22 protein-coding genes are annotated in these 24,574 nt (G+C 63.9%); 16 read left to right on the forward strand and 6 right to left on the reverse strand.

All coding sequences use genetic code 11. From position 1 onward, the window contains the following. Positions 1–5 precede the first annotated feature (5 nt). Complete coding sequence (locus P3G66_RS02715; RefSeq protein ID WP_276116144.1) at positions 6–611, reverse strand: hypothetical protein; 606 nt, start codon at positions 609–611, stop codon at positions 6–8. 67 nt (positions 612–678) lie between these two features. Here P3G66_RS02715 and P3G66_RS02720 point away from each other — a divergent pair, with 67 nt between their 5' ends. Then, positions 679–1,032 (forward strand): VOC family protein, encoded by a 354-nt coding sequence (locus P3G66_RS02720; protein WP_020970627.1) that lies wholly within the window; start codon positions 679–681, stop codon positions 1,030–1,032. A gap of 73 nt (positions 1,033–1,105) precedes the next feature. Continuing rightward, positions 1,106–2,425: a M18 family aminopeptidase gene (locus P3G66_RS02725; protein WP_064443778.1), complete on the forward strand. Its 1,320-nt coding sequence runs from the start codon at positions 1,106–1,108 to the stop codon at positions 2,423–2,425. 27 nt (positions 2,426–2,452) lie between these two features. Here the strand turns inward: P3G66_RS02725 and P3G66_RS02730 are convergent, their stop codons facing one another. Next, positions 2,453–3,430: a Dyp-type peroxidase gene (locus tag P3G66_RS02730; RefSeq protein ID WP_276116146.1), complete on the reverse strand. Its 978-nt coding sequence runs from the start codon at positions 3,428–3,430 to the stop codon at positions 2,453–2,455. Positions 3,431–3,680: 250 nt separating this feature from the next. Here P3G66_RS02730 and purL point away from each other — a divergent pair, with 250 nt between their 5' ends. From purL to purM, 9 genes are all read left to right on the forward strand, one after another. Then, positions 3,681–5,969 (forward strand): phosphoribosylformylglycinamidine synthase subunit PurL, encoded by a 2,289-nt coding sequence (gene purL, locus P3G66_RS02735; protein WP_003940379.1) that lies wholly within the window; start codon positions 3,681–3,683, stop codon positions 5,967–5,969. Between the two features lie 3 nt (positions 5,970–5,972). Beyond that, positions 5,973–7,757 (forward strand): alpha/beta-hydrolase family protein, encoded by a 1,785-nt coding sequence (locus tag P3G66_RS02740; RefSeq protein ID WP_042922291.1) that lies wholly within the window; start codon positions 5,973–5,975, stop codon positions 7,755–7,757. Then, positions 7,754–8,410: a CPBP family intramembrane glutamic endopeptidase gene (locus P3G66_RS02745; protein WP_007733821.1), complete on the forward strand. Its 657-nt coding sequence runs from the start codon at positions 7,754–7,756 to the stop codon at positions 8,408–8,410. Before P3G66_RS02740 ends, P3G66_RS02745 begins: the two co-directional genes overlap by 4 nt. Beyond that, complete coding sequence (locus tag P3G66_RS02750) at positions 8,410–8,799, forward strand: sterol carrier family protein (protein WP_276116147.1); 390 nt, start codon at positions 8,410–8,412, stop codon at positions 8,797–8,799. The genes P3G66_RS02745 and P3G66_RS02750 overlap by 1 nt, the downstream gene beginning before the upstream one ends. A 170-nt stretch (positions 8,800–8,969) precedes the next feature. Then, complete coding sequence (purF, locus tag P3G66_RS02755; RefSeq protein WP_003940541.1) at positions 8,970–10,547, forward strand: amidophosphoribosyltransferase; 1,578 nt, start codon at positions 8,970–8,972, stop codon at positions 10,545–10,547. A 144-nt stretch (positions 10,548–10,691) separates the two neighbouring features. Continuing rightward, on the forward strand, positions 10,692–11,300 hold the full coding sequence (locus tag P3G66_RS02760) for an AIM24 family protein (protein ID WP_003940441.1): 609 nt from the start codon (positions 10,692–10,694) through the stop codon (positions 11,298–11,300). Between the two features lie 3 nt (positions 11,301–11,303). Next, on the forward strand, positions 11,304–11,981 hold the full coding sequence (locus tag P3G66_RS02765) for an AIM24 family protein (RefSeq protein ID WP_003939918.1): 678 nt from the start codon (positions 11,304–11,306) through the stop codon (positions 11,979–11,981). Between the two features lie 13 nt (positions 11,982–11,994). Continuing rightward, entirely contained in the window at positions 11,995–12,741 is a 747-nt protein-coding gene (locus P3G66_RS02770; RefSeq protein WP_003939813.1) for an AIM24 family protein, read from the forward strand. A gap of 207 nt (positions 12,742–12,948) precedes the next feature. After that, positions 12,949–14,028, forward strand: a complete 1,080-nt coding sequence (gene purM, locus P3G66_RS02775; protein WP_003940225.1) for a phosphoribosylformylglycinamidine cyclo-ligase — start codon at positions 12,949–12,951, stop codon at positions 14,026–14,028. A 150-nt stretch (positions 14,029–14,178) separates the two neighbouring features. Here purM and P3G66_RS02780 read toward each other — a convergent pair whose 3' ends face one another. From P3G66_RS02780 to P3G66_RS02795, 4 genes are all read right to left on the reverse strand, one after another. Next, positions 14,179–14,382 carry a DUF3073 domain-containing protein gene (locus P3G66_RS02780; RefSeq protein ID WP_003940337.1) on the reverse strand — a complete coding sequence of 68 codons (204 nt, stop codon included), beginning with the start codon at positions 14,380–14,382 and terminating at the stop codon, positions 14,179–14,181. Between the two features lie 202 nt (positions 14,383–14,584). Further along, positions 14,585–15,538, reverse strand: a complete 954-nt coding sequence (locus P3G66_RS02785) for an asparaginase (protein WP_003940365.1) — start codon at positions 15,536–15,538, stop codon at positions 14,585–14,587. Then, positions 15,535–16,203, reverse strand: coding sequence for an MOSC domain-containing protein (locus P3G66_RS02790; protein ID WP_030535239.1), 669 nt, complete (start codon positions 16,201–16,203; stop codon positions 15,535–15,537). The genes P3G66_RS02785 and P3G66_RS02790 overlap by 4 nt, the downstream gene beginning before the upstream one ends. Further along, positions 16,200–17,321 carry a folate-binding protein YgfZ gene (locus P3G66_RS02795; protein WP_007733828.1) on the reverse strand — a complete coding sequence of 374 codons (1,122 nt, stop codon included), beginning with the start codon at positions 17,319–17,321 and terminating at the stop codon, positions 16,200–16,202. Before P3G66_RS02795 ends, P3G66_RS02790 begins: the two co-directional genes overlap by 4 nt. Before the next feature lie 79 nt (positions 17,322–17,400). Here P3G66_RS02795 and P3G66_RS02800 point away from each other — a divergent pair, with 79 nt between their 5' ends. The 5 genes from P3G66_RS02800 (at position 17,401) to cydC (ending at position 24,396) form a co-directional block, all read left to right on the forward strand. Beyond that, positions 17,401–18,264 (forward strand): aminodeoxychorismate lyase, encoded by an 864-nt coding sequence (locus P3G66_RS02800; protein WP_007733829.1) that lies wholly within the window; start codon positions 17,401–17,403, stop codon positions 18,262–18,264. A 154-nt stretch (positions 18,265–18,418) separates the two neighbouring features. After that, positions 18,419–19,918, forward strand: coding sequence for a cytochrome ubiquinol oxidase subunit I (locus tag P3G66_RS02805; protein WP_007733830.1), 1,500 nt, complete (start codon positions 18,419–18,421; stop codon positions 19,916–19,918). Positions 19,919–19,927: 9 nt separating this feature from the next. After that, a complete protein-coding gene (gene cydB, locus P3G66_RS02810) occupies positions 19,928–20,971 on the forward strand; it encodes a cytochrome d ubiquinol oxidase subunit II (protein ID WP_003939727.1) in 1,044 nt (347 codons plus the stop codon). Positions 20,972–21,029: 58 nt separating this feature from the next. Continuing rightward, positions 21,030–22,718, forward strand: a complete 1,689-nt coding sequence (gene cydD / locus P3G66_RS02815; RefSeq protein WP_007733831.1) for a thiol reductant ABC exporter subunit CydD — start codon at positions 21,030–21,032, stop codon at positions 22,716–22,718. Beyond that, entirely contained in the window at positions 22,708–24,396 is a 1,689-nt protein-coding gene (gene cydC, locus P3G66_RS02820; protein ID WP_276116148.1) for a thiol reductant ABC exporter subunit CydC, read from the forward strand. The genes cydD and cydC overlap by 11 nt, the downstream gene beginning before the upstream one ends. Positions 24,397–24,574 lie beyond the last annotated feature (178 nt).

The raw sequence follows: 24,574 nt of genomic DNA on the forward strand, positions 1-24,574 counted from the left end.
GCCCGCTAGTTCGTTCGTGTGAGCGAGTAGTTCCGGACATAAAGCAGGGCGGCCGCGAGAAGGCCGACGGCAAGACCTGTTGCGGTGAAGGTGATCAGGTTCGGCTCGAGGTCGAAGTGGATGATGGTCGATTCGGGGTAGGGCTTCTGCGGGTCACGAGGTTCGGGAAGGACCACCGAATAGAAGGTGGGCGGCCAGATTCGTCCGACAACGGCGACCGCAAGTCCGTAGGCCGCTCCGAAGATCGAAAGTGCAAGCGGAAGAACAAATCTTCGCCCACCTGCGTCGCGGGACAGGTGCCATCCCGTCGCGTTCAGTATCGCCGACACGGCAATGGCGACAGCCGTTCCGACAATCAGGAACCACGCAGTTGCGGGGAACCAATGAGGGGCGTCGACGTAGCTGTAGCCTTCGACAACCCACATGTATCCGGTCTTGCCGTCCTCCGCCGGCGGCGGTGGCGGAGGTTGGATGCCGATATGTTCTGTTCGCATAGATGGCGTGGCGAATCGCCAGGCGAGCACTCCGAGGTAGCTCAACAGCAAGCCGGTCGCGATGAAAACTGCGAAGAGTGGTTCTGCAACACGGTCGCGCAGCGTTGTGAGTCGCACTCGACGATCGTCTCATCTCAGCCCGAGATCGAGAGTCTTTGTCGGTGGCTTCCATTAGCGTGTGCGCATGACTCTCACACTCGGCATGATCACCTTCGACAGTCTCGATCCCGGTCCGCTCGCAACGTGGTGGGCGGCGCAGTTGGGCGGAAACATCGTCGAGGAGAACGACGGTTGGTTCTACATCGTCGCGGTCCCTGACAGCGCCACCAACTTCGCATTCCAGAAGGTCCCGGACCCCACCGCCGGCAAGAATCGCATCCATCTCGATTTGGGGAGTCCGGATCTCGACGCCGAGGTGGCGCGGCTCGTCGAGGCCGGAGCAACCGAGCACCACCGCGAGAACATGGACGGTTTCCGCTGGGTGACGCTCCTCGATCCTGATGGGAATCAGTTCTGCGTATCCGGTCCTCACGCCTGAGCTAACCGATTCTGTGCTCACCTGATTCGTGGCCACTGATATCCCGGACACCTGTTCGGGCATGATGAGAGGCATGACTTCTCAGACTTCTCGGGCGGCTCGGGCCGGGGCGGCTTCTCTGACCGGGGCCGACGCAGACGGCTTGTGCAGCTTCGTCGATTCGTCACCGTCGCCGTTCCATGTGTGCGCGACGGTGGCGACCGAGCTGACGGCCGGCGGGTTCGTCGAAGTCCACGAAACGCAGTCGTGGCCAGCCGAGCCCGGACGGTACTTCCTCGTGCGAGGCGGTTCGCTGATCGCCTGGAGCACCGAGGGCGTGGGAAACGCCACTCCGTTCCGGATTGTCGGAGGTCATACCGACAGCCCCAACCTGCGGGTCAAACAGCATCCCGACCTCACTTCGGCCGGGTGGCAGATGGTGGGCCTCGAACCGTATGGCGGTGCGTGGCTGAACTCCTGGCTCGACCGCGATCTCGGTATCTCCGGACGATTGAGTGTCCGGGTGGGAAACACTGTGGAGCAGAAGCTGGTTCGCATCGACGACCCGATTCTTCGTGTTCCGCAGCTGGCTATCCACCTGTCCGAAGATCGCAAGGGTGTGACGCTGGATCCGCAGAGGCACGTCAACGGAATCTGGGGCGTGGGTTCGAAGCCCAAGTCTTTCATCGGCTTTGTCGCCGAGCGTGCGGGTGTAGCCGCGTCGTCGGTTCTCGGCTGGGAATTGATGACACACGACCTTGCGCCCAGCGCAGTCGTGGGGGTGGACAAGGAATTGGTCAGCGCCCCCAGGCTCGACAATCAGGGCACGTGTTATGCAGGGACACAAGCACTTCTGGCCGCAGTCGAGTCGCCCGGTCAGCAGGTCCCAGTGCTTGCACTCTTCGATCATGAAGAGGTCGGCAGCATGTCCGATCGCGGAGCTTTCTCGGACCTGCTGAACACCGTGCTCGAGCGGATCGTGTTGGGACGCGGTGGTGGCCGCGAAGAATTCCTGCAGGCGATGGCCGGCTCGGTATGCGCGTCGGGCGACATGGCACACGCGACGCACCCCAATTACCCGGACCGCCACGAGCCCGCTCATCGGATCGAGATCAACGGTGGGCCGGTACTCAAGGTGAACCAGAACCTGCGCTACGCCACCGATGCGGCCGGTGCCGGCGAATTCGCGCTCGCGTGCGATCAGGCGGGAGTGCCGATGCAGCGCTACGTCCACCGCGCCGATTTGCCGTGCGGCTCCACCATCGGACCGATCACGGCATCACGCACCGGACTGTCCACCGTCGACGTCGGCGCGCCTCAGCTCGCGATGCACTCTGCCCGCGAGCTGATGGGCGCGGCAGATGTCCGCATGTATGCCGACGCGCTCGGTGCGTTCCTCACGCCGCGTAGTTAGAGGGCGGGTAGCTGGGGGAGCGGGCAGTTAACGGGCAGAGAGCCCAGCGGGTGTAGCCGGTAGATCCTCGAAGAAGTCGGCGCTCGGAGTGAAGAACATCGAGCCCGTCACGGCCGTCGAGAAATCGAGCAGACGGTCGTAATTGCCGCGAGGGTTGCCGAGAAACATGTTCTCGAGCATCCGTTCGGTGATCGCCGGCGTGCGGCAGTAGCCGATGAAAAAGGTGCCGATCTCGTCGTCACCGAGGCGCCCGTACGGCATGTTGGCACGCAGGATCTCGAGAGCCTTGCCGTTCTCGTCCTTGATTGCGTTGAGGGCTACGTGCGAGTTGGCCGGCTTCACTTCGGACGTCATCTCGATGTCCTCGAGCTTGCTGCGTCCGATCACACGTTCCTGCTCGTCGACGGTGATTGCTTCCCAGTCCCGCATCTTGTGGACGTAGCGCTGGATGTGGACGTAGCTTCCTCCGGTGAACGCAGGATCTTCGTCTCCGACAGTCACGGCGGCGACGGCGTCGCGGCCCACCGGATTTTCGGTGCCGTCGACGAAGCCGATGAGGTCTCGGTTCTCGAAGTACTGGAAGCCGTGAACCTCGTCGACCACCGTGGCTGCGCCGTGCAGTCGCTTCGTGATCTGCCGAGCCACCTCGAAACACGCATCCATGCTCATCGCGCGGATGTGGAAGAGCAGATCGCCGGGAGTCGACGGCGCCGAGTGAACGTCACCCTGTAGAGCGGCGAACGGGTGCAGTAGCGCGGGGCGCGGACCGGCGAACAGTCGATCCCAAACCGACGAACCGATGCTTGTCACCACATCCAAACCTGATCCGGGGACGCGCAGCCCCACGGCGCGCTGCAGGCCGGCGACGTCGGCGAGTAGTTCTCGTGTGGTGTTCTCGCCACCCGGATTCACGGTCGCGACCAGGAAAATCGCAGCCGGAGTGAGGGGAGTGGTCACCGACTGGGACTGTGCTGTGAGGTCGGACTGACGAACATCCTGGGTCATGCGAGACCTTTCGAGGGAGAGAGTGGACCGGCCCTGACTTTAGGAAAACCGACCGGATCACCCAACCGGGGCGGGTGTGACGGGCGATACTTCGCAGGCCCGGAGGTGTTGCGGGTGCTGCCGTCTGCGGAAGTCGTCGGCCCACACCGATAGACTGTCCCCCGGCACGTTCTTTCGTTGGGCACATTCGTGGTGTCCCGCTCCGCGCCGGCTTGCCTCTTGACTCCCGTAGGGAAGGGACCACTCTCCAGTGTCTGCTCACCAGGTCGATACCGTCACGCACGCATCGGCTGATCCCGATGCCGCTCAGCCGTTCAAGGAGCTCGGTCTCAAGGACGACGAATACGCACGCATCAAGGAGATCCTGGGCCGCCGTCCCACGGACGCCGAACTGGCGATGTACTCGGTGATGTGGAGCGAGCACTGCTCGTACAAGTCCTCGAAGGTCCACCTCGGATACTTCGGCAAGACCACCACCGACGAGATGCGCGCCAACATGCTGGCCGGTATCGGTGAGAACGCCGGCGTCGTCGACATCGGTGACGGCTGGGCAGTCACGTTCAAGGTCGAGAGCCACAACCACCCGTCGTACGTCGAGCCTTACCAGGGTGCGGCGACCGGTGTCGGCGGCATCGTCCGCGACATCATGGCCATGGGTGCTCGTCCGATCGCCGTCATGGATCAGCTTCGGTTCGGTGCTGCTGACGCCCCCGATACCCGTCGCGTCGTCGACGGTGTCGTGCGCGGTGTCGGTGGATACGGAAACTCCCTCGGCCTGCCGAACATCGGCGGCGAGACGGTCTTCGACGAGTCCTATGCAGGTAACCCGCTGGTCAACGCCCTCGCTGCCGGCGTCATGCGCGTCGAGGATCTGCATCTGGCCTTCGCTTCGGGCGCGGGCAACAAGATCATCCTGTTCGGCGCACGCACCGGTCTCGACGGAATCGGCGGCGTCTCGGTCCTCGCGTCGGCGACGTTCGACGACGAGGGTGGAGACACCGGCGGACGTAAGAAGCTGCCCGCGGTTCAGGTCGGCGACCCGTTCACCGAGAAGGTGCTCATCGAGTGCTGTCTCGACCTTTACAAGGCCGGCCTCGTCGTCGGCATCCAGGACCTCGGCGGCGCCGGGCTGTCCTGCGCCACCTCCGAGCTGGCCGCGGCCGGCGACGGCGGCATGCACATCAACCTCGAGAAGGTTCCGATGCGCGCCACCGGCATGACCCCGGCCGAGGTGCTCTCGAGCGAATCGCAGGAGCGCATGTGCGCCGTGGTCACGCCCGAGAACGTCGATGCGTTCATGGAGGTCTGCAAGAAGTGGGACGTCCTGGCCACCGACATCGGCGAGGTCACCGACGGTGAGCACCTCACCATCTCCTGGCACGGCGAGACCGTCGTCGACGTTCCCCCGCGCACCGTCGCGCACGAGGGCCCGGTTTACCACCGCCCCGTCGAGCGTCCGGCAACGCAGGATGCCTTGATCGCGAATACGACTGCCGGACTGAAGCGTCCCGAAACCGACGCCGAGCTCGAAGCGACCCTGCTGAAGATGATCGCCTCGCCTGCCCTGTGCAGCCGCAAGTGGATCACCGAGCAGTACGACCGCTACGTCCGCGGAAACACCGTCCTGGCCGAGAACGCCGACGGCGGTGTCATCCGCATCGACGAGAAGACCGGACGCGGAATCGCACTGTCCACCGACGCTTCGGGCCGCTACACCGCGCTCGACCCGTACACCGGTGCGCAGCTCGCGTTGGCCGAGGCTTTCCGCAACGTGGCAGTCACGGGCGCAACGCCCAAGGCCGTCTCCAACTGCCTGAACTTCGGTTCTCCCGAGGACCCGGGTGTCATGTGGCAGTTCCAGCAGGCCGTTCGCGGCCTTGCCGACGGCTGCGCCACCCTCGGCATCCCCGTCACCGGCGGCAACGTCAGCTTCTACAACCAGACCGGATCCACGGCAATCCTGCCGACGCCGGTGGTTGCCGTCCTCGGTGTGATCGACGACGTTCACCGCCGCATCCCGACGGGCCTCGGACTCGAGCCCGGCGAGACGCTGATCCTGCTCGGCGACACCCACGACGAGTTCGACGGCTCCATCTGGTCGCAGGTCGAGCACGGTCACCTCGGTGGCGTGCCGCCGAAGGTCGACCTCGCCCGTGAGCAACTGCTCGCCGACATTCTGCTCGCCTCTTCGCGTGACGGTCTCGTCACCGCAGCCCACGACCTCTCCGAGGGTGGACTGGCCCAGGCTGTCGTCGAAGCCGCGCTGGCCGGCGAAACCGGTTGCCGCATCCTGATTCCCGAGGGCGCAGATCCGTTCGTGACCTTGTTCTCGGAATCGTCGGGACGTGTCCTCGTTGCAGTTCCGCGTACCGAGGAGACTCGTTTCACCGGTATGTGCACCGCCCGCGGCTTGCCGTGGACGCGTATCGGGGTCGTCGACGAGGGCAGCGACTCCGTCGAGGTCCAGGGACACTTCTCCGTCACGATGGCCAAGCTCCGTGAGGCCTTCGAGGGAACGCTGCCCGCACTGTTCGGGTGATAGATGGTCGATTCCGGAGAACTGACTTCTTCTGACAGCCAGCCGCAGGAACACCACCTGCGGCTGGCTGTTCCCGCACCCCTCGAGAAGCTCGACAACCGCTTCACCGAGTGGGCGTGGGGGCTCCTCAAACTCGACTTCACCGGCATCGCGTTTGCCGCGTTCTTCTTCTGCTGGTCGTTGACCCCTTCGCTGTTGCCGCGCGATTGGCTTTTCCAAGGTCTGATCGGCGGAATCAACTCGGCCATCGGCTACGGCGTCGGTACTGCGATCGGTTGGGCTGTCGAGCGATACCTGCTCAGCGGGCGACGGTGGTGGCCACTGCCCGAGCCGGTGCCTTCCGCGATCAAGGTCTTCGTTCCGGTCGCGTCCATCGTCGCGGCGATCATCATGCTGGTCTACGCGGCCGGGTGGCAACGTGAAATCGCGGCACTGACCGATGCCGAAGGCACGACCACTTCCGGCTACATCCGAACCCTCGGACTGAGCCTGCTCGTCGGTGGCCTGCTCATCTCGATCTGGCGGGTCCTCCACGATCTGGTGAAACTGATTGCCCGACAGCTGATGCGGCGGTTCCACTGGTCACGGTCGGTGGCCAATGGCGTCGGTGTCCTGGTTGTCACCGTCCTGTTCTTCATGCTGGTCGACGGCGTCCTGGTCCGCGGAATCTATGCAGCGACCAACTCGATCTTCAGTCTGCAGAACTCGACCACTCGCGACGGCGTCGTCGAACCGCAGGATCCGATGAAATCGGGTAGCCCCGAATCAGCCGCTCCCTGGGACACATTGGGGTTCGAGGGACGAAACTTCGTCTCGCGCGGACTCGACGCGCAGGAACTCGAAGCGGCAACCGGTAAGCCTGCGATGGATCCGATTCGCGTATATGCCGGACTTGAAAGCGCCGAAGATCCCGAAGAGCGTATGGATCTGGTCATCAAGGAGCTGGAGCGAACCGGCGCCTTCCAACGCAAGGTCCTCGTGGTCATTCCGACGACGGGTACGGGATGGGTCAATCCCACTGCGGCACAGGCAATCGAACTTGTGCATGACGGCGACACTGCTCTTGTCGCCAGCCAGTACTCGTACTTGCCGAGTTGGATCTCGTTCCTCGCCGACCAGGAGAAGGCGCAAGCTGCCGGACGCCTGTTGATCGAGCGGGTACACGAAAGATGGCTCCAGGAACCGGAAGCCACCAGGCCGAAGTTCATGGTCTACGGCGAGAGCCTCGGCGTCATGGCCGGCGCCGGAGCCTTCGACACACTGCAGGCGGCGCGCGATACCGCCGACGGAATTCTGTGGGTTGGCCCGCCGAACGCGACGCAGTTGTGGCGTTCGATCGAGAAGAGGCGCGATCCAGGCACTCCCGAAGTAGCTCCTGTCTACGCGGACGGCTTGGCCGGCGTGCGGTTCGCGGATCGCTCCGAAGACATTCCGACCGACGGGATGACGTGGCCGCAGCCGCGGGTTCTGTTTGTCCAGCACCCTTCCGATCCAGTGGTGTGGTGGTCACCCGACCTCATGTTCAATCGGCCCGAGTGGCTCAAGGAAGTGCCCGGTTTCGACCGCTCGCCGTCGATGAAATGGTTCCCGGTCGTGACGTTCTGGCAGGTGTCGGCCGACCTCGGCAACGCCGCGGGAGTTCCGGACGGCCATGGTCACAATTACGGAACCTCCGTTCTGGACGCCTGGATCAGCGTTGCCCAGCCCGAGGGGTGGACGGCCGCAGAAACCGAGCGAGTGCGGTCGGCATTGGTTGTCGCCGTGAAATCAGAGGGCCCCGAGAAGTGAGGGGAGTCGCCTCGATCGCGCTCTCCGCTACCGCGATCACCTGGAGCAACGTCGTGCTTCCGGCATTCGGTCTTTCGCCCCGAGCCCGCGCCGTGGTCAACACCGCGGCCGGTCTGTCGGCCATCGGAGTCCTACTCGCACGTGGTTACACCCGCGAGGAACTCGGCTTGGCGCACACCGGCATTCGTGGTGGTGCTCAGTTCGGCGGAGCCGCGGCGGGGGCGGTCCTTACCGGCTACAGCGTCGCTTTGGCCGTTCCGTCCTTGCGCGCGACTCTCGCTGCCGACGAGCGAGCAGACGGCCGCGAAGACTTCCTCGAATGGATCATCCTGCACATCCCGTTCGGGACGGTGCTCTCCGAGGAACTGTTGTTCCGTAGCGCGATGTCGGCCGTCTGGAGCCGCGAACTGAACAGGCCGACCGCGCAGGCTGTTCACGCACTGACCTTCGGGCTGTGGCACGTCGCTCCCGCTCGCGGTGCCGGCGACAACGTTCCCGCAGCAGTGGCGTTCACCGGCGCTTCGGCATTGCTGTTCGAGTGGCTGCACCGCCGTGGCGGCAGCGTACTTGCCCCCGCCCTGCTGCACCTGGCCACGAATGCCGGTGGCGCACTTGCCGTTCGTATCGCTACTCGCAGACAGGGAGTGAACTGATGCCGCCCCGCCGCGCCGTCGACCCCGCCGAATTTCGTGCCGCCGTCCTGGCCGTCGGCCCGTGGCTTCGAGATCCGGAACTGCCGAAGCCTTCGCGCAGTGAACTCGGTGCGGCAGTGAAGATGAGTGCGCGCACTCTCGAACAGATCGCCCACGGATCGAGCGTCGAGGTGCGGGTCCCACCGTTTGTTGCGGTGCAATGCATCGAAGGTCCGCGTCACACGCGCGGAACCCCGCCCAACGTCGTCGAGACGGACGCTCGGACGTGGTTGCAGATGGTCACCGGATTGCTCGAGTTCTCCGAGGCCTCAGGTGACGGAAGAGTCGACGCCTCAGGTAGCCGCGCTCCCGAAATTGCGCACTGGCTCCCACTGCTGCGGTTGACCTAGCAACAGAGGGGTTGGCGCAGTGACAGAGTGGTTGACGCAGTAACAGAGAGAGACCATCCGGTTCGCTTCGGCGTGATCTGAGACCCAAGGCAGCCCTCAGGGGAAGTGAGTCCCAAAATGGCCGTAGACTGTGGATGCCCCCCAACCCCTGCCCACAAAGGGAGCGCCCGGTGACTCGTGCCGATCTGTCGGTCAACAGTCCAAATCTCCTCGCTTCGAACCCGTCCGACGAGGACGAGAACGAGCCCCGCGAAGAATGCGGTGTATTCGGCGTCTGGGCGCCGGGAGAGGATGTGGCGAAGCTCACTTATTACGGCCTGTACGCACTTCAGCACCGTGGTCAAGAAGCTGCCGGCATTGCGGTAGCCGACGGCTCCCAGGTGCTGGTGTTCAAGGATCTCGGCCTGGTCAGCCAGGTATTCGACGAGCAGACCCTCGCAGCGATGCCAGGTCACGTCGCCGTCGGACATTGCCGTTACTCCACCACCGGTTCCACGACGTGGGAGAACGCGCAGCCCATCTTCCGTACGACCACTGCCGGCACCGGCATCGCGCTCGGCCACAACGGCAACCTGGTCAACACCGCTGAACTCGCGAGCCGCACCCGTGCAGCCGGCCTGGTCAACGACAAGCGCCCCAATGCCGCGACTTCCGACTCCGACCTCATCGGTGGTCTCCTGGCACACGCTGCCGGCGACAGCACCATCGAACAGGCCGCGATGGAATTGCTTCCCACGTTGGAGGGCGCGTTCTGCCTCACCTTCATGGACGAGCACACGCTGTACGCAGCGCGGGATCCGCACGGCATCCGCCCGCTCTGCCTCGGTCGACTCGACCGCGGTTGGGTAGTCGCCAGCGAGACCGCAGCCCTCGACATCGTCGGTGCGTCGTTCGTTCGCGACATCGAACCCGGTGAGCTACTCGCGATCGACGCCGACGGCGTCCGCTCCTCGCGTTTCGCGAATCCGACGCCCAAGGGCTGTGTCTTCGAGTACGTCTACCTTGCCCGTCCCGACAGCGTCATCGGTGGCCGTTCGGTCCACTCGACCCGCGTCGAGATCGGCCGTCTGCTCGCCAGCGAGCATCCCGCCGAAGGTGACTTGGTCATCCCCGTTCCCGAGTCCGGCACCCCCGCAGCCGTCGGATACGCACAGGGCTCAGGCATCCCCTACGGCCAGGGTCTGATGAAGAACGCCTACGTGGGCCGTACCTTCATCCAGCCGTCGCAGACGATCCGTCAGCTCGGTATCAGGCTCAAGCTCAACCCGCTCAAGGAAGTCATCCGCGGCAAGCGCCTTGTGGTGGTGGACGATTCGATCGTCCGCGGTAACACTCAGCGTGCGCTCATCCGGATGCTCCGCGAAGCCGGCGCCCTTGAAATTCACGTCCGTATCGCCTCGCCGCCGGTCAAGTGGCCCTGCTTCTACGGCATCGACTTCGCCTCACCGGCCGAATTGATTGCCAACGGCGCGGGCGGACAGGATGCGACGTTCGAGGAGATGCTCGACGGTGTGCGTCGTTCCATCGGAGCGGACACCCTCGGATACATCTCCACCGAGGGCATGATCGCCGCCACCGAGCAGCCGGCCAGCCGTCTGTGCGCCGCGTGCTTCGACGGGACCTACCCGATCGCGCTTCCCAAGGAAACGTCGATCGGCAAGAACGTCCTCGAGGGGATGCTCGAGAGCACCGCAGGTTCGACGGCCACTCGCGACAACGACAATGCGAGCGCGCTCAGCCGCCCCTGAACATCAGAATCGTTGAAATTCGACAGCCGAGAATCTGCCGTCCACAGCATGTGGGCGGCAGATTTTCTGTTCACGACTTTCTGTTCCACGACACGGCATACGTCGTGAGCATCTGGCATAGTGCCCTCCGTGGCGCAACTGAGAATGGATGGGCACCGGGTACTGGTCGCAGACCTGGTGGGGGACACCATCAAAGCGATCAACGGCTCGATGGTGGCGTACGAGGGTGCGATCACCTTCAAGAACGCCGGAATGGGCGGTGGTGGCGGGCTGCGTGCCGCGCTGAAACAGAAGGCGGCAGGTGAATCACTGTCCCTGATGGAAGTCAGTGGTCAAGGCACCGTCTACTTCGCGGTCGACGCCCAGGACATCACGATTATCGAGCTCAACAACGACGCTTTGCACGTCGAAGCCTCGCAATTGCTCGCATTGGTCGGCCAACTGCGAACCGACGTGAAATTTGCCGGTCTCCGCGGCGCAGGTTCCGGACAGGGCTTGTTCACGACGGTCGTCAGCGGCACCGGTCTGGTGGCGGTGCTGTCGAAGGGCGGACCGATCATCGCGCTCGAGGTCAGCCCGCAGTATCCGCTGGTTGCCGATCCCGACGCATTCGTCGCTCACCGCGGTCAGCTGAACCAGAGCTTCGTCACCGACGTCACCTGGCGCTCCGCGATCGGCGGTGGCAGCGGTGAAGCGTTCTCGCTGCGATTCGACGGATCCGGTGTCGTTTACATCCAGCCTGAGGAGCGCTGACCCATGCCGTTGGAATTGGTGAACAGCAAGGTCGTCAAGTCGACCCTCGCACCGGGACAGAACGTGCTCGCCCGCACCGGGTCGATGCTCTACTACACCGGCGACGTCCGCTTCATCCCGCACAGCATGGGCGGTGGGCCCGGCGCCATGCCGAACATGGGCGGGATCGCCGGGATGGCCGGCCGCATGATGTCCGGCGAACACGCACGCATGATGGCGGCCGAGGGAAACGGTGAGGTCTTCTACGGGCACGCCGGCTTGTACGTCGAGGTCATCCACCTCGACGGGTCGTCAATGCTCACCGTCGAAGCCGACCGACTCCTCGCACACGACGGTTACCTCCAGAGTTCGATAGTCGCTCTCACGTCGCAGGGCGGTGTGCGCGGAGCAGTACGCGGCGCCATGACCGGTCAAGGACTGTTCACGACGCAGTTGCACGGCCAGGGAAGCGTCGCGGTTCTCTCGCACGGGGGTGCGATTCCGTTGCAGGTCGGTCCGAACAATCCTCAGGTCGTCGTCGACCCGCAGGCATACGTGTGCCACATCGGTCAGATCAACGTCGACATCTCCGCGAACGTCGGTTGGCGCGAGGCCGTCGGCAAGGGCTCGGGGGAGTCCATCCAGCTGAAGATGACCGGCGCCGGCACCGTCTGGGTCCAGGCGTCCGAGCAGAAGTTCTGAGAGGGCACAGAGCATGGGTATCGAAATTCACAATCCGGCAACTCTGCCCGCCAACGACAACGTCCCGGGCAACGATTACGCCTTCTGCGTCGAGATGGCCGGGCAGCCGTGGTTCACGTCCAAGGGCGCGATGATCGCGTACTACGGAAACATCAACTTCGAGCCGCTCGGGCGCACGAGCATGACGGCGATCGTCGCGGCCAGGTTCTCTTCACCGCTCTACGCGGACGACTGGGTGCTCGCTCAGGGACAGGGCAAGTTGATCCTCGGGGACCGCGGATTCAACATCAATTCCTACGACCTCGACGACGGCAACCTCACGATTCGCGCGGCCAATCTCCTCGCCTTCGAGACCAGCCTGGACCTCAAACAGTCCATCGTCCCAGGCTTTTTGACGCTACTGGGGACAGGCAAGTTCCTGGCGTCGTCCAATGGCCCGGTCATGTTCGCGGAGCCGCCGCTGCGCATCGACCCGCAGGCGTTGGTGGGTTGGGCCGACTGCCCGTCGCCGTCCCACCACTTCGATGCCGACTGGATGCAGAGCTTCCTGGGCGCGGTTCGCGGAAGCATGTTCGGCGCGAACACCGGCGAAGAACGCCAGTTCGATTTCACCGGAGCCGGGACGGTACTGATCCAGTCGAGCGAGAAGGTCGTCCACGACGGACACCTCCTCAAACACATCGAATCCGAGACGGTCGCACTCGGGCAGAACAGTCTGCGCGCACTGCACGCCTCGATCGGTGCGCGGCTGCAGAACTGACGTCTCGGGGTACGCGAGGTCTCACCGAGGGGGCCGGTCCGGTAGCGTATGGGCGTAATCGTCGGTATTTGTGTGCGCGCTCTGGGTCTCGAGTCGAACGATCCATCTCGCGTCACGAGGATTGCAAACACTTCACATTGCAAGACCACTTACCTGTGCACGAGCAATACGTGCTCGCGAGAAATACAAGGCTGGAGTAGTAACCCGATGACCGAGGACAGTCACCGCACCGCAGGCGCCTCCTACGCGGCAGCAGGAGTCGATATCGCCGCAGGCGACCGGGCGGTGGAACTCTTCGCCCCTCTGGCCAAGAAGGCCAGCCGCCCCGAGGTCATGGGTGGCCTCGGTGGTTTCGCCGGCTTGTTCTCCCTCAAGGGTGACTACAAGGAGCCGTTGCTCGCCGCATCGACCGACGGCGTCGGAACCAAGCTCGCTGTCGCGCAGGCGATGGACAAGCACGACACGGTCGGACTCGACCTCGTCGCCATGGTTGTCGACGACCTCGTCGTCTGTGGCGCCGAGCCGCTGTTCCTCCAGGACTACATCGCTGTCGGCCGGGTCATCCCCGAGCGCGTCGCGGAATTGGTCAGCGGCATCGCCGAGGGCTGCATCCAGGCCGGTTGCGCTCTCCTCGGTGGCGAGACCGCCGAGCACCCCGGCATCATGGCCGACGGTGACTACGACCTCTCCGCCACCGGCGTCGGTGTCGTGGAGGCCGAGAAGCTGCTCGGACCGGATCGCGTTCGCCCCGGCGACGTCGTCATCGCGATGGGTTCTTCGGGACTGCACTCCAACGGTTACTCACTGGCCCGCAAGGTCCTGCTCGAGATCGACCGCATGAACCTGAGCGCACACGTCGACGAGTTCGGCCGCACGCTCGGTGAGGAACTGCTCGAGCCCACCAAGATCTACGCCAAGGACTGCCTGGCACTCGCTGCCGAGACCGACGTGCGCACGTTCTGCCACGTCACCGGTGGCGGCCTCGCCAACAACCTCGCGCGCGTCATGCCCAAGGGCTTGGTCGCCGAACTCGATCGCGGAACCTGGAGCCCCGCTCCGGTCTTCGCCATGATCGCGCAGCGCGGACGCGTCGAGCGCGCCGAGATGGAGCAGACGTTCAACATGGGCGTCGGCATGGTCGCCGTCGTCGCACCCGAGGACGTCGACCGTGCACTTGCCGTCCTCACCGCACGCCACATCGACTGCTGGACGCTCGGTAGCGTCAAGAAGGCGTCGGACGCCGCTGCAGAGCGTGCGTTCCTGGCCGGAGACCACCCGCGCTTCTAGACCGCAACGTCAGCTGCCCCATCGGAGAGATCCGGTGGGGCAGTTTTGTGTGTCCGTGCAAGCAGACGCGAGGCGGAAAATCGAACGCAAAAATGAGGAAGAGCGATCAGCTCTTCCTCATTTCACAGTCTGCGCGGTGGCAGTGCGCGGTCAACGCCGCCAGTCGTCGTAGTCGTCCTCTCGCGCATGCCCTTCCCTATCGGAAGTCTGGTCCGATCGGACACTGCTCCGATGCGAGTTGGTCGATCCACCTGCGAGCTCTCTTTGCAGGCTGTCGAAATCCGTGGTCGGTACGCTGTATTTCAATTCGCGTGCAACCTTGGTCTGCTTTGCCTTAGCCCGGCCGCGGCCCATGGCTGACCCCCTCGCGCTTTCGCGGGGCGGCCTGGGGAATTTGGCGGCCCCGTTTGAGTGTGTAAGTTTCCTGACACACACTCTAGCGTGGAAAAGTCGCTTCCGCTTCCACGAAGGCCTCACCGCCGTGTCTGATTGCTCTCACTATGGCCGCGAGCTGCCAGGATGCTGAAAGAACTCGTCAGAACTTTGTGAGAACTGCTCAGAAGTTTCCGGGAATTGCGCGAATCGTCCCCACTCGGGCGTCGCCGCCGAAGACCGGAGCGGATGCGAGAGCCGCCAACTCCTCGGTCCACTCGGTGTTCATCCGCTTGAGCAGAGCTGCCGCCAAGGGCAGGAGCGCCCGCTCGTGACCGTCGTCGATCTTGAGGGCGAAAGCGGAACCGTCGGGAAGCGCTCCGGCGTAGATGCCGTCGTATCCGGTCTTGGAGAACAGACCCGGCACTGCGGACATCAGGCGCTGATCGTTGCGGCCGGTGCCCGAGACGAGGAAGGGGTTCTCGCGGACCGCGTCGGCCACAGCTCGTTCGGGTGAGTCGGGCTCAGCCGAGGGCAGGCGTCCGAATGCCCGAGCCAGGTTCGTGAGCGAGAGCGGCACGATCGGGAGACCACAACCGTCGATGCCGAGTTCCTGCTCTTCCTCGCCGCTGAGATCGAAGATCGTCTCCTGGATCGCGAGTTGGAGGGGATGAGTCGGCTCCATGTACGTCTCGAGCGGCCAGTCGTTCACGACGCACGTGGCGAGCATCGCGGAGTGCTTGCCCGAGCAGGTCATGTAGATCGGGCTGGGAAGCTCGCCCGCTGCGATCAGTTCGGCTCGGGCCAGTTCGTTGCCCGGCAGATCGGAGGGGCACTGCAACTGGTCGACACCGAGTTGGTAGCGAGCGAGAAGCGCTGCGACCAGTTCGATGTGATCGGCCTCGCCCGCATGTGAGGACGACGCGACGGCCAGCTCTTCCGGGCTGGTGGGTGCAAAGCCGTTACGAAGCGCAGCGACGGCTTGCAGCGGCTTGTTCGCCGAGCGCGGGTAGATGGGTGTGTGAATTTCCCCGAGTCCGACAACGACCTCGCCGTCGGCGCCGAGAATGACGGCCGATCCGCGATGCACGCATTCGCGGAATCCGGAGCGGACCACTTCCACCAATTCGATACTCACGAGTGCACCTGCGCTTCTGCTTGTTCGATGAACCTCTGGACGCGCGCGGTGACGTTCGGTGCAAGGTCGGTGTGTTCTGCGAGGAGCCGTCGAAGCCGCTCAGGATCCGTTCCGGCGAAGACCTCTCGAACAGTCACTCCGTGATCCGGTACGTGGACTCGGGTGACCGAATCGCCCGCGGCGATCGTGCCGGTCCGGTTGACGCGAAGGTAGGCGCCGACGTCGGTCCGCTCGGTGAATCTTTTGACCCAGCCCTTTTCCGCGGCCCAGATGCCGAAGGTGCCGCACGGGACGCGGGGAGCAGTCACCTCGAGTTCGAGAACGTCCGACGCCTCGGCTCCGGTGATGTGCCAACGCTCGCCGATCACGGCGTCCGTGACGAGCATCCCGCTGATGTGAAGATTCTCGCCGAACCATCCGGGGCCGAGAGGTCGGCCCAATTCGTCCGACCAGCGCTGCGCTTCGTCGCGCTGATACGCGTAGACAGCTTGGAAGGCGCCGCCGTGGAACTCGGTGTCGCAGACGTAGTCGCCACCCAGACCGAGTCGGCCGACCGCGACGCGGCCGTCGACGGGACGCTTGTCGATCGCGGTACGGGGGACTCGCCTGACGCCACTGTCACGTTCGGTGTGGACGACGCAGACCGCGTCGACCGTGCCCGTCACTTTCCGCGCAATCGGTTGACAGCCTCACGTCCGGCCTGGGGTGCGTCGTCCGCCACGATCGAATCCGGATCGATGGACGCAGCGCTGGGGCCGGCCATCAGTTCGGTGTCGACCGGGATGTTGCGCTTGATCAGAGCGAGTGCGATGGGGCCGAGCTCGTGATGATTGACGACGGTCCCGACGCGTCCGACGGCCCGTCCGCCCGCCGTGATCGGGTCACCCGGTTCCGGGACGGCTTCGGCGCTGCCGTCGAGGTGCAACATGACGAGATGGCGCGGGGGCTTGCCGAGATTGTGAACTCGGGCGACGGTTTCCTGACCGCGGTAGCACCCCTTGTCGAGGTGGACGGCGCCGTGCTCGGCCGGCCCACCGATCCAGTGGACCTCGTGCGGGATGGTCCGTTCGTCGGTGTCCAGTCCGAGGCGAGGCCTCGTCGCTTCGACGCGCAGTGCCTCGAAGGCCCAACTGCCGGCGGGCTTGGCGCCGGCATCGGTCAGCCTGGTCCACCACGCTGCCAGTTGCTCACGTGGGACGAGAAGATCGAAAGAGTTCTCGGTAGGCCACGGCATGCGGCGGACAAATCCGCCGTCGGCCAAGGCGTGAGCGTCGTAGGCCTCGGTGGGTGTCTGAACCTCGAGTGCGGCGAGGACAGTTGACGCTTCGGGTCCGATCAGGCTCAGGACCGCGAGTTCGTTGCCGTCTCGAGGTTCGGCCTTGGACCAGAACACCATCTTCTTCAAGAAGGAGAGAAGGTCGGGTCCGCGGTTCGCCTCGGTGTCGATCCAGGTGACACCTGCCAGGTCCGTCTGCACGAAGTGGTGCTCGACGCGTCCGTTGACGTCCAGGCTCAAGTTCTCGGCACTCTTGCCGTCGGGGAGCGCGGCGATGTGCTGGCTCGAAATCGTGTGCAGCCACGTGAGGCGTTCGTCGCCGGGAATGGCGATCACGAATCTGTGACTGCGGTCGACCACCACTGCTGCGCGCTGCGCGGTTCGCTGTTCGCCGAGAGGATCGCCGTAGTGCCACGCGACACCGATGTCGGCCGAACCGTCCGGTGCGGTGACCGCGCCGGGGGAAGTCAGAAGTGGGCTGTTGGGCACAAGAGCGTTGTCGACCACGAGACCAGTCTAGGAGTGTGGGCGGGATCGCGGTTACAGGGCGGCCCCGGCGGCTTGGCGGATCGTTAGGGTTGATGGCATGCCTGATCGCGTATTGGTGACTCTCGACCATGAGGTGCTCGATGCTGACGCACCGTTTCTGCACGCCGACGACCTGGCGGTGGTGCGCGGCGACGGAGTCTTCGAGACGCTGTTGGTACGCGACGGCCGCGCCCGGGTGGTCGAGGGACACCTGAGTCGACTGGTTCTGAGCGCGCGGGCACTCGGTCTGCCCGCTCCCGTTCTCGATGATTGGCGTCTGGCGATCGAGATGGCTGCCGAGGAGTGGGGGACCGAGAAGGAAGGCGCTCTTCGTCTTGTTCTGACCCGCGGCCGTGAGAGCGGTGACAAGCCGACAGCCTTCGTGATGGTCGGTCCGGTGGCCGATCGGGTCAGACAGGTCCGCGAATCGGGGTTGTCGGTGATGACTCTCGAGCGAGGTTTCTCTGTCGATCTCTCTGCCCGGGCACCCTGGCAGCTACTGGGCGCGAAGACGTTGTCGTACGCAACCAACATGGCAGCGCTTCGATATGCGGCGAATTTGGGTGCTGACGATGTGATCTTCGTCAGTTCCGAGGGCAATGTGTTGGAGGGGCCACGCTCGACGGTGGTGATCGTTCGGGACAGGACTTTGATCACACCGCCTCCCGCACAGGGCATTTTGATGGGCACTACGCAGCGCGCCCTGTTCGACGTTGCCGGCAGTGCTCGCTTCGATTGCCGATACGAAACCCTCCGACCTGCGGATTTGATTGCGGCCGACGGAGTGTGGATGGTTTCGAGCGTCACGCTGGCCGCACGCGTCCATACACTCGACGGGCTCACATTGCCAGAGCCGAAGGTCTCCGGGGAATTCGCGGAATTGGTTGAACGTGCAATTGATTCGGATTCAGCAGGGCGATAGGCGAATAGGAATCGCGACAGGTCTCTACTACATTTGGTAGTAGCAAAGTCCTGCGGTCCAAACCGGACAGCAGTACCGTGTCCGCAGGGGCCGAGCGACTGCCCGCGTCTCGAACCCCGAAGCCTGTCCCAGGGCCCTACTCTCGGAGTAGCCAATGGATACTTTGGACGTCTCCAGGTGGCAGTTCGGTATCACTACCGTCTACCACTTCATCCTTGTTCCGCTGACCATCGGACTTGCGCCGATGATCGCGATCATGCAGACGATGTGGGTGGTCACCAAAAAGGACCACTGGTATCGGCTCACCAAGTTCTTCGGCAAGCTTTTCCTCATCAACTTCGCACTCGGTGTAGCCACCGGCATCGTGCAGGAGTTCCAGTTCGGCATGAACTGGAGCGAGTACTCGCGATTCGTCGGTGACGTCTTCGGAGCTCCGCTCGCATTGGAAGGCCTCGTCGCCTTCTTCATGGAGTCCGTCTTCATCGGACTCTGGATCTTCGGTTGGGGCAGGCTGCCCAAACTTGTACACCTGGCGTGCATTTGGCTCGTGGCGATCGGCGTCAACGCGTCGGCATTCTTCATCATCGCGGCCAACTCGTTCATGCAGCATCCGGTCGGTGCGACGTACAACCCTGAAACGGGTCGTGCCGAGCTCACCAGTATCTGGGAGCTGCTGACCAACAACACCGCTCTCGCTGCCTTCCCGCACGCGGTTGCCGGCGCCTTCCTGACAGCGGCGACGTTCGTCGCCGGCATCAGTGGTTGGTGGATGGTGCGGAACATGCGCCGCGCCAAGCAGGCTGAGGCCGCCGAAGCCGAGCGCCTCGAAGCCGACGCACGGACGATGTACCGCCCGGCAACACGATTCGCGTTGCTCGTCATGATCGTGGCCGGAATCGGCATCATCTATACCGGTGACGTCCAAGGCAAGCTCATGTTCCAGCAGCAACCCATGAAGATGGCGTCGGCGGAATCGCTGTGCGACACCGAGATGGATCCGGACTTCTCGATCCTCACTATCGGCACTCACAACAACTGTGACAGCGTGACGCACGTTCTGAAGGTGCCGTTCGTTCTTCCATGGTTGGCCGAGGGCAAGTTCACCGGCGTCGAACTGCAAGGCGTGAACCAACTGCAGGAGCAGGCGGAGCAGGACTTCGGACCGGGTAACTACCGACCGAATCTCTTTGTCACGTACTGGTCTTTCCGCGCCATGATCGGCCTCGCCGCCGGTTCGGCAGCACTGGCTCTCGCGGGACTGTGGGTCACTCGTAAGGGGCGGGTCCCGGACCAGAAGTGGTTCGGAATACTCAGCCTGGTCGCGATCCCCACTCCGTTCATGGCGAACAGCGCCGGTTGGATCTTCACCGAGATGGGCCGTCAGCCCTGGGTGGTGCATCCCAACCCGACCGGCGTCGACATGATCAGACTTACTGTCGACCAAGGTGTTTCGGACCACGCGTCGGCTACCGTCTGGGCTTCGCTGATCACCTTCACCCTGCTGTACGGAGCGCTGGGAGTCGTCTGGTTCAAGCTGATCGTGCGGTACGCGAAGGAAGGCCCGTTGGAGCACGACATGCATCCGCCGGGCGATACAGATCATGATGAGCCGGAAGATCCGGACAAGCCCAAACAACTGTCGTTCGCGTACTAGGAGGCGATCATGGGACTTCAAGAAGTATGGTTCGTGCTCGTCGCAGTACTGTTCATCGGTTACTTCGTCCTCGAAGGGTTCGACTTCGGTGTCGGAATGCTCATGCCGATCGTCGGCAGAGGCAGTGACCTCCCGGCCGATACGCGTCGACGGGTAGCGCTCAACACGATCGGCCCGGTGTGGGACGGCAACGAAGTGTGGCTGATCACCGCCGGTGGCGCGATGTTCGCGGCATTCCCGGAGTGGTACGCGACGTTGTTCTCCGGGTTCTATCTACCGCTGCTGATCATCCTGGTGGCCTTGATCGTTCGTATCTGTGCCATCGAATGGCGAAGCAAGATCGACGACGACAAATGGCGTCAGCGTTGCGACTGGGGCATCATCTTCGGCTCCTGGGTCCCGGCAGTTCTCTGGGGCGTGGCTTTCGCGAACATCGTTCGGGGCGTGGCGATCAACGCAGACAAGCAGGTCGAGTCGGGATTCTTCGATCTGCTCAATCCGTACGCGCTGCTCGGCGGTCTGACCACCGCGCTGGTGTTCGCTCTCCACGGTGCAGTGTTCCTGGCACTCAAGAGTGCCGACGAGGTTCGTGAAGATGCCGTGAAAATTGCTGCACGACTGGCAATTCCAGCTATTCCTGTTGCCGGCGGATTCGTTCTGTGGACGCAACTCGCCTACGGCAAGGGATGGACGTGGATTCTGGTAGCTGCCGCTGCTGCGGCACTGATCGGCGTCGTCTTCCTGACGCGGGCCGAGCGCGAAGGCTGGGCCTTCGTTCTCACCTGTGTGGCCGTCATCGCCACCGTCGTGCTGCTGTTCGCCTCGCTGTTCCCGAACGTCATGCCGTCGACGCTGGATCCGGCGTACAGCCTGACCATCGAGAACGCGTCGTCGAGTCCGTACACGCTCAAGGTGATGACGTGGGCCGCGGCATTCATGACGCCGGTGGTGATCATCTACCAGGGTTGGACGTACTGGGTGTTCCGACAGCGCATCTCCTCCAAGCAGATTCCGGCGTCGATCGGTCTGCGATTCAAGGAGAAGACGTGGTAGTCACCAACCTTGAATCACGAAACATTCGAATCACGAAAGAACTGACGGTCGAATTCACGTGACTATCGAAGTAGGCGACGCTCCCACCACTCGGGAGCGTCGCCGGGGGCCGATCGACCCGCGGCTGTGGCGACATTCCGCTTCTGCGCGCGGCTATCTGATCCTGACTGTTGCTCTGTCGATGGTGAACGTCGTGATGGTCATCGTCGCGGCGCTCATGATCGGCCGGGTGCTGGCCGGAGTGATCACCACTCGAACTGTGGATGTTTCCTCGTGGACAACCGAATTGGTTGTTCTCGCCGCAGCTGTGGCGGTCCGAGTTCTGGGGACCTGGCTGCAGACCAGGTATGCGCACCGGGCGTCGACTCGCGTCGTTGCCGAGATCAAGAACGGCGTGCTGACGTCGGCGACGGCGATGAGTCCTCGCGATCTGGATCCGCGGCGTGACGAGATCGCGACCGTGGTCACCCGAGGTGTCGACGGCCTTGGTCCGTACCTGACGGGATACCTTCCGGCCCTGGTCTTGTCGGTGACGCTGACACCCATCACCCTGATAGTCATTGCGGTGCAGGACATGACGTCTGCGGTCATCATCTTCGTGACGCTGCCGCTGATCCCCATCTTCATGATTCTGATCGGCCTGCTGACAAAGGGTAAGTCGGAGAAGACGCTGGCAGCGATGACCACGTTGTCTTCGCAACTGCTCGATCTCCTTGCCGGTTTGCCGACGCTGCGGGCGCTCGGTCGTCAGCAAGGTCCTGCCGAGCGCGTCCGTGAACTCGGTGACGCTCATCGGCGAACGACGATGTCAGCTCTCCGCGTCGCGTTCCTGTCCTCGATGGTGCTGGAACTGCTCGCAACGCTCTGCGTCGCGTTGGTGGCCGTGAGTATCGGCTTGCGACTGGTGTACGGCGACATGTCACTCGAGCCGGGGATAGTCGCGTTGATCCTCGCCCCCGAGGTGTACCTGCCACTTCGGATGGTGGGAACCCAGTTCCACGCCGCCGAGGACGGAATGGCGGCAGCCGACAAGGCATTCGAGGTTATCGAGGCGGATTCTGCCGCGCCGGAGGGTGGTAGCACGACGGTGGTCGCTCGAGGCGCTGACATCGTCTTCGACGGACTCGGTGTGGCCTCTCGTGGGGGAGTCGCACCGTCTCGACTTTCCGCCATGGCATCGCCAGGGGCGATCACCGTGCTCACCGGTCCCAACGGCTGCGGCAAGTCGACGGCAGTGCACGCGCTGCTCGGGTTGATCGAACCGAGCAGTGGGCGTGTGACGGTCGCCGGCGTCGATGTCCGAGACCTGGACGAGCACGCGTGGTGGAGTCAGTTGGCCTGGCTTCCCCAGCATCCGGTCCTCCTACCCGGCACCGTTCGTGAAAATCTCGATCTCACCGGGGTCGTCGATGCGCAAGCACTGACCCACGCCGCTGCTGCGACGGGATTCGACGCGGTACTGGCCGAGCTGCCTGCGGGCGTCGAGACCGTGATCGGCGTCGGCGGTACAGGTCTGTCTTTGGGGCAGCGGCAACGGCTGGCACTGACACGCGTGCTTGCCTCGGACCGCGCAGTTCTTGTCCTGGACGAACCCACCGCTCACCTCGACTCGGATTCGGAAGGGACAGTGTTGGCTTCTCTGAGAGCACGGGCGGAGCGTGGCGACACCGTTGTCGTGATCGGCCACCGTCCGAGTGTGCTTGCCGCAGCTGACCGGATCGTCGAGGTGCGCGCTCATGAGAAGTGACGCTCACGATCCGCTTCTGCGTGCTCTGCGGCTACTGGAACTTCGGCCACGACGCGTACTGACGGCGGTAGCGGCGGGTGTGGCAACACTCGGTAGCGCACTCGCCTTGGCGGCGCTGTCCGCATGGTTGATCACGCGGGCTTGGGAGATGCCTCCCGTTCTCGATCTCAGTGTTGCGGTAGTTGCCGTACGCGCATTGGGAATCTCACGTGGTGTCTTCCGCTATCTCGAACGATTGACGACGCACGACGTCGCGTTGCGCGGAACCACCGCGGCGCGATCGAGGATCTACCAGCAGTTGGCCGCAGGAGATCCCGCGGCAGCAGCCGGACTACGACGCGGTGACCTGCTCTCACGTACGGGCGCCGACGTGGATGCACTGGGCGACGTCGTCGTCAAAGCACTGATCCCGATTGCGGTCTCGATTGTCCTCGCGTTTGCTGCGGTGGGAATCCTGTTGTTCATCTCGGTTCCGGCCGCGCTCATTCTGGCCGTTGCGCTGGCGGTGTCCGGGATCGCGGCACCCTGGCTGTCGGCTCGTGCTGCTCGACTCGCCGAGGCCGACAGTTCTGCTGCCGCAGCGCGATTCAGTGAGTCCGCGGTGACCGCCCTCGACCATTCCGCCGAGCTCCGGGTATCGGGTCGCTTGGATCAGGCGGTGAGCGAGGCTGTGTCCGCCGAGAACGATGTGGTCGACGCAACCGATCGCGCGGCGGTCCCGAGTGCCTTTGCCGCCGCTGCCACGCCCCTGGCAATCGGAGTGAGCGTCCTCGGTGCCCTGCTGATCGGAATTACGCTGTACGGAACCACCGAGATGTCACCGATGTCCATGGGAATCCTTGTACTGCTTCCGCTGTCGGCTTTCGAGGGAACCGCGATACTGCCCAGCGCGGCGGTGGCATTGACCAAGGCGCGGCTGGCGTCGGCACGCATCATGGCGGTACTCGATCGAGCCGACGCCGAACACGTTGAAGGAAATCGTGCGTGGCCGGAGGACGGGGTCCTGAGTGTGCACGCGTTGCGGGCGGGTTGGCCCGGGGGAAAGGTGACCGAACCGCTGTCGGTGGACCTTCCTCGCGGTGCTCGTGTTGCCGTCGTCGGCGAGAGTGGATCGGGAAAGACCACTGCGCTGATGACGATGGCGGGACTGCTGCCGCCCGTCGCGGGAACAGTTCGTGTTGACTCGGTGGACGTTTCGGATATCGATCCGGCCGAGCTGCGTCGGCACGTGGGGTACTTCGCCGAGGACGCACACCTCTTCGAGACGTCGGTACTCGAGAACCTGCGCGTCGCACGCGGTGACCTCACCGCCGAGGACGCGGAGAAGGCACTTGCCGCAGTTGGTCTCGGCGACTGGCTGTCGGAACTGCCGGACGGGCTCGACACCTACCTGGTCGGCGGCATGCGAGCGGTTTCGGGCGGTGAGCGTCGTCGGTTGCTGTTGGCACGCGCGATCGTCTCGCCCGCGGAGGTACTGCTGCTCGACGAGCCGACCGAGCACATGGACGCGGAGGCCGGCGCTCAGTTGCTCCGCGAGTTGCTCAGTCGCGACGCAACGCTGGTCGATTCTTCGCGAACCGTTGTTGTCGTCACCCACCAACTTCCGGACGGCACACCAGCTGACCAGGTGATATGCGTCGGAGAAGTTTCTGTGGAAAATACGTTGCCGTCATCGTGAAGTGGGCGTACTTTCTCCTGTACACAAGGAAGGAGGTGGTCTGAAATTGAAGTACAGACGGACGCGTGAGGTGGCTGCCAGCTAGCCGCAATCGCTGATGGAATTCACTTACCGCGTGAGCGGCCGGCGAATCCCAGGCAGCCACCCGACCCCCGAGCCCCCGATCAGTCCGACCGGG

The sequence above is a fragment of the Rhodococcus sp. C3V genome, from assembly GCF_029269915.1.
GTDB classification, from domain to species: domain Bacteria; phylum Actinomycetota; class Actinomycetes; order Mycobacteriales; family Mycobacteriaceae; genus Rhodococcus_F; species Rhodococcus_F qingshengii.

Bases quoted from the DNA above. Each gene is read 5' to 3' on its own strand.
- purM (WP_003940225.1), top strand. From the start codon at position 12,949: ATGACCGAGGACAGTCACCGCACCGCAGGCGCCTCCTACGCGGCAGCA.
- P3G66_RS02780 (WP_003940337.1), bottom strand. From the start codon at position 14,382: ATGGGCCGCGGCCGGGCTAAGGCAAAGCAGACCAAGGTTGCACGCGAA.
- P3G66_RS02730 (WP_276116146.1), bottom strand. From the start codon at position 3,430: ATGACCCAGGATGTTCGTCAGTCCGACCTCACAGCACAGTCCCAGTCG.
- P3G66_RS02750 (WP_276116147.1), top strand. From the start codon at position 8,410: ATGCCGCCCCGCCGCGCCGTCGACCCCGCCGAATTTCGTGCCGCCGTC.
- P3G66_RS02765 (WP_003939918.1), top strand. From the start codon at position 11,304: ATGCCGTTGGAATTGGTGAACAGCAAGGTCGTCAAGTCGACCCTCGCA.
- P3G66_RS02760 (WP_003940441.1), top strand. From the start codon at position 10,692: ATGGATGGGCACCGGGTACTGGTCGCAGACCTGGTGGGGGACACCATC.
- P3G66_RS02770 (WP_003939813.1), top strand. From the start codon at position 11,995: ATGGGTATCGAAATTCACAATCCGGCAACTCTGCCCGCCAACGACAAC.
- P3G66_RS02800 (WP_007733829.1), top strand. From the start codon at position 17,401: ATGCCTGATCGCGTATTGGTGACTCTCGACCATGAGGTGCTCGATGCT.
- P3G66_RS02725 (WP_064443778.1), top strand. From the start codon at position 1,106: ATGACTTCTCAGACTTCTCGGGCGGCTCGGGCCGGGGCGGCTTCTCTG.
- P3G66_RS02805 (WP_007733830.1), top strand. From the start codon at position 18,419: ATGGATACTTTGGACGTCTCCAGGTGGCAGTTCGGTATCACTACCGTC.
- P3G66_RS02720 (WP_020970627.1), top strand. From the start codon at position 679: ATGACTCTCACACTCGGCATGATCACCTTCGACAGTCTCGATCCCGGT.
- P3G66_RS02740 (WP_042922291.1), top strand. From the start codon at position 5,973: ATGGTCGATTCCGGAGAACTGACTTCTTCTGACAGCCAGCCGCAGGAA.
- cydB (WP_003939727.1), top strand. From the start codon at position 19,928: ATGGGACTTCAAGAAGTATGGTTCGTGCTCGTCGCAGTACTGTTCATC.
- cydC (WP_276116148.1), top strand. From the start codon at position 22,708: ATGAGAAGTGACGCTCACGATCCGCTTCTGCGTGCTCTGCGGCTACTG.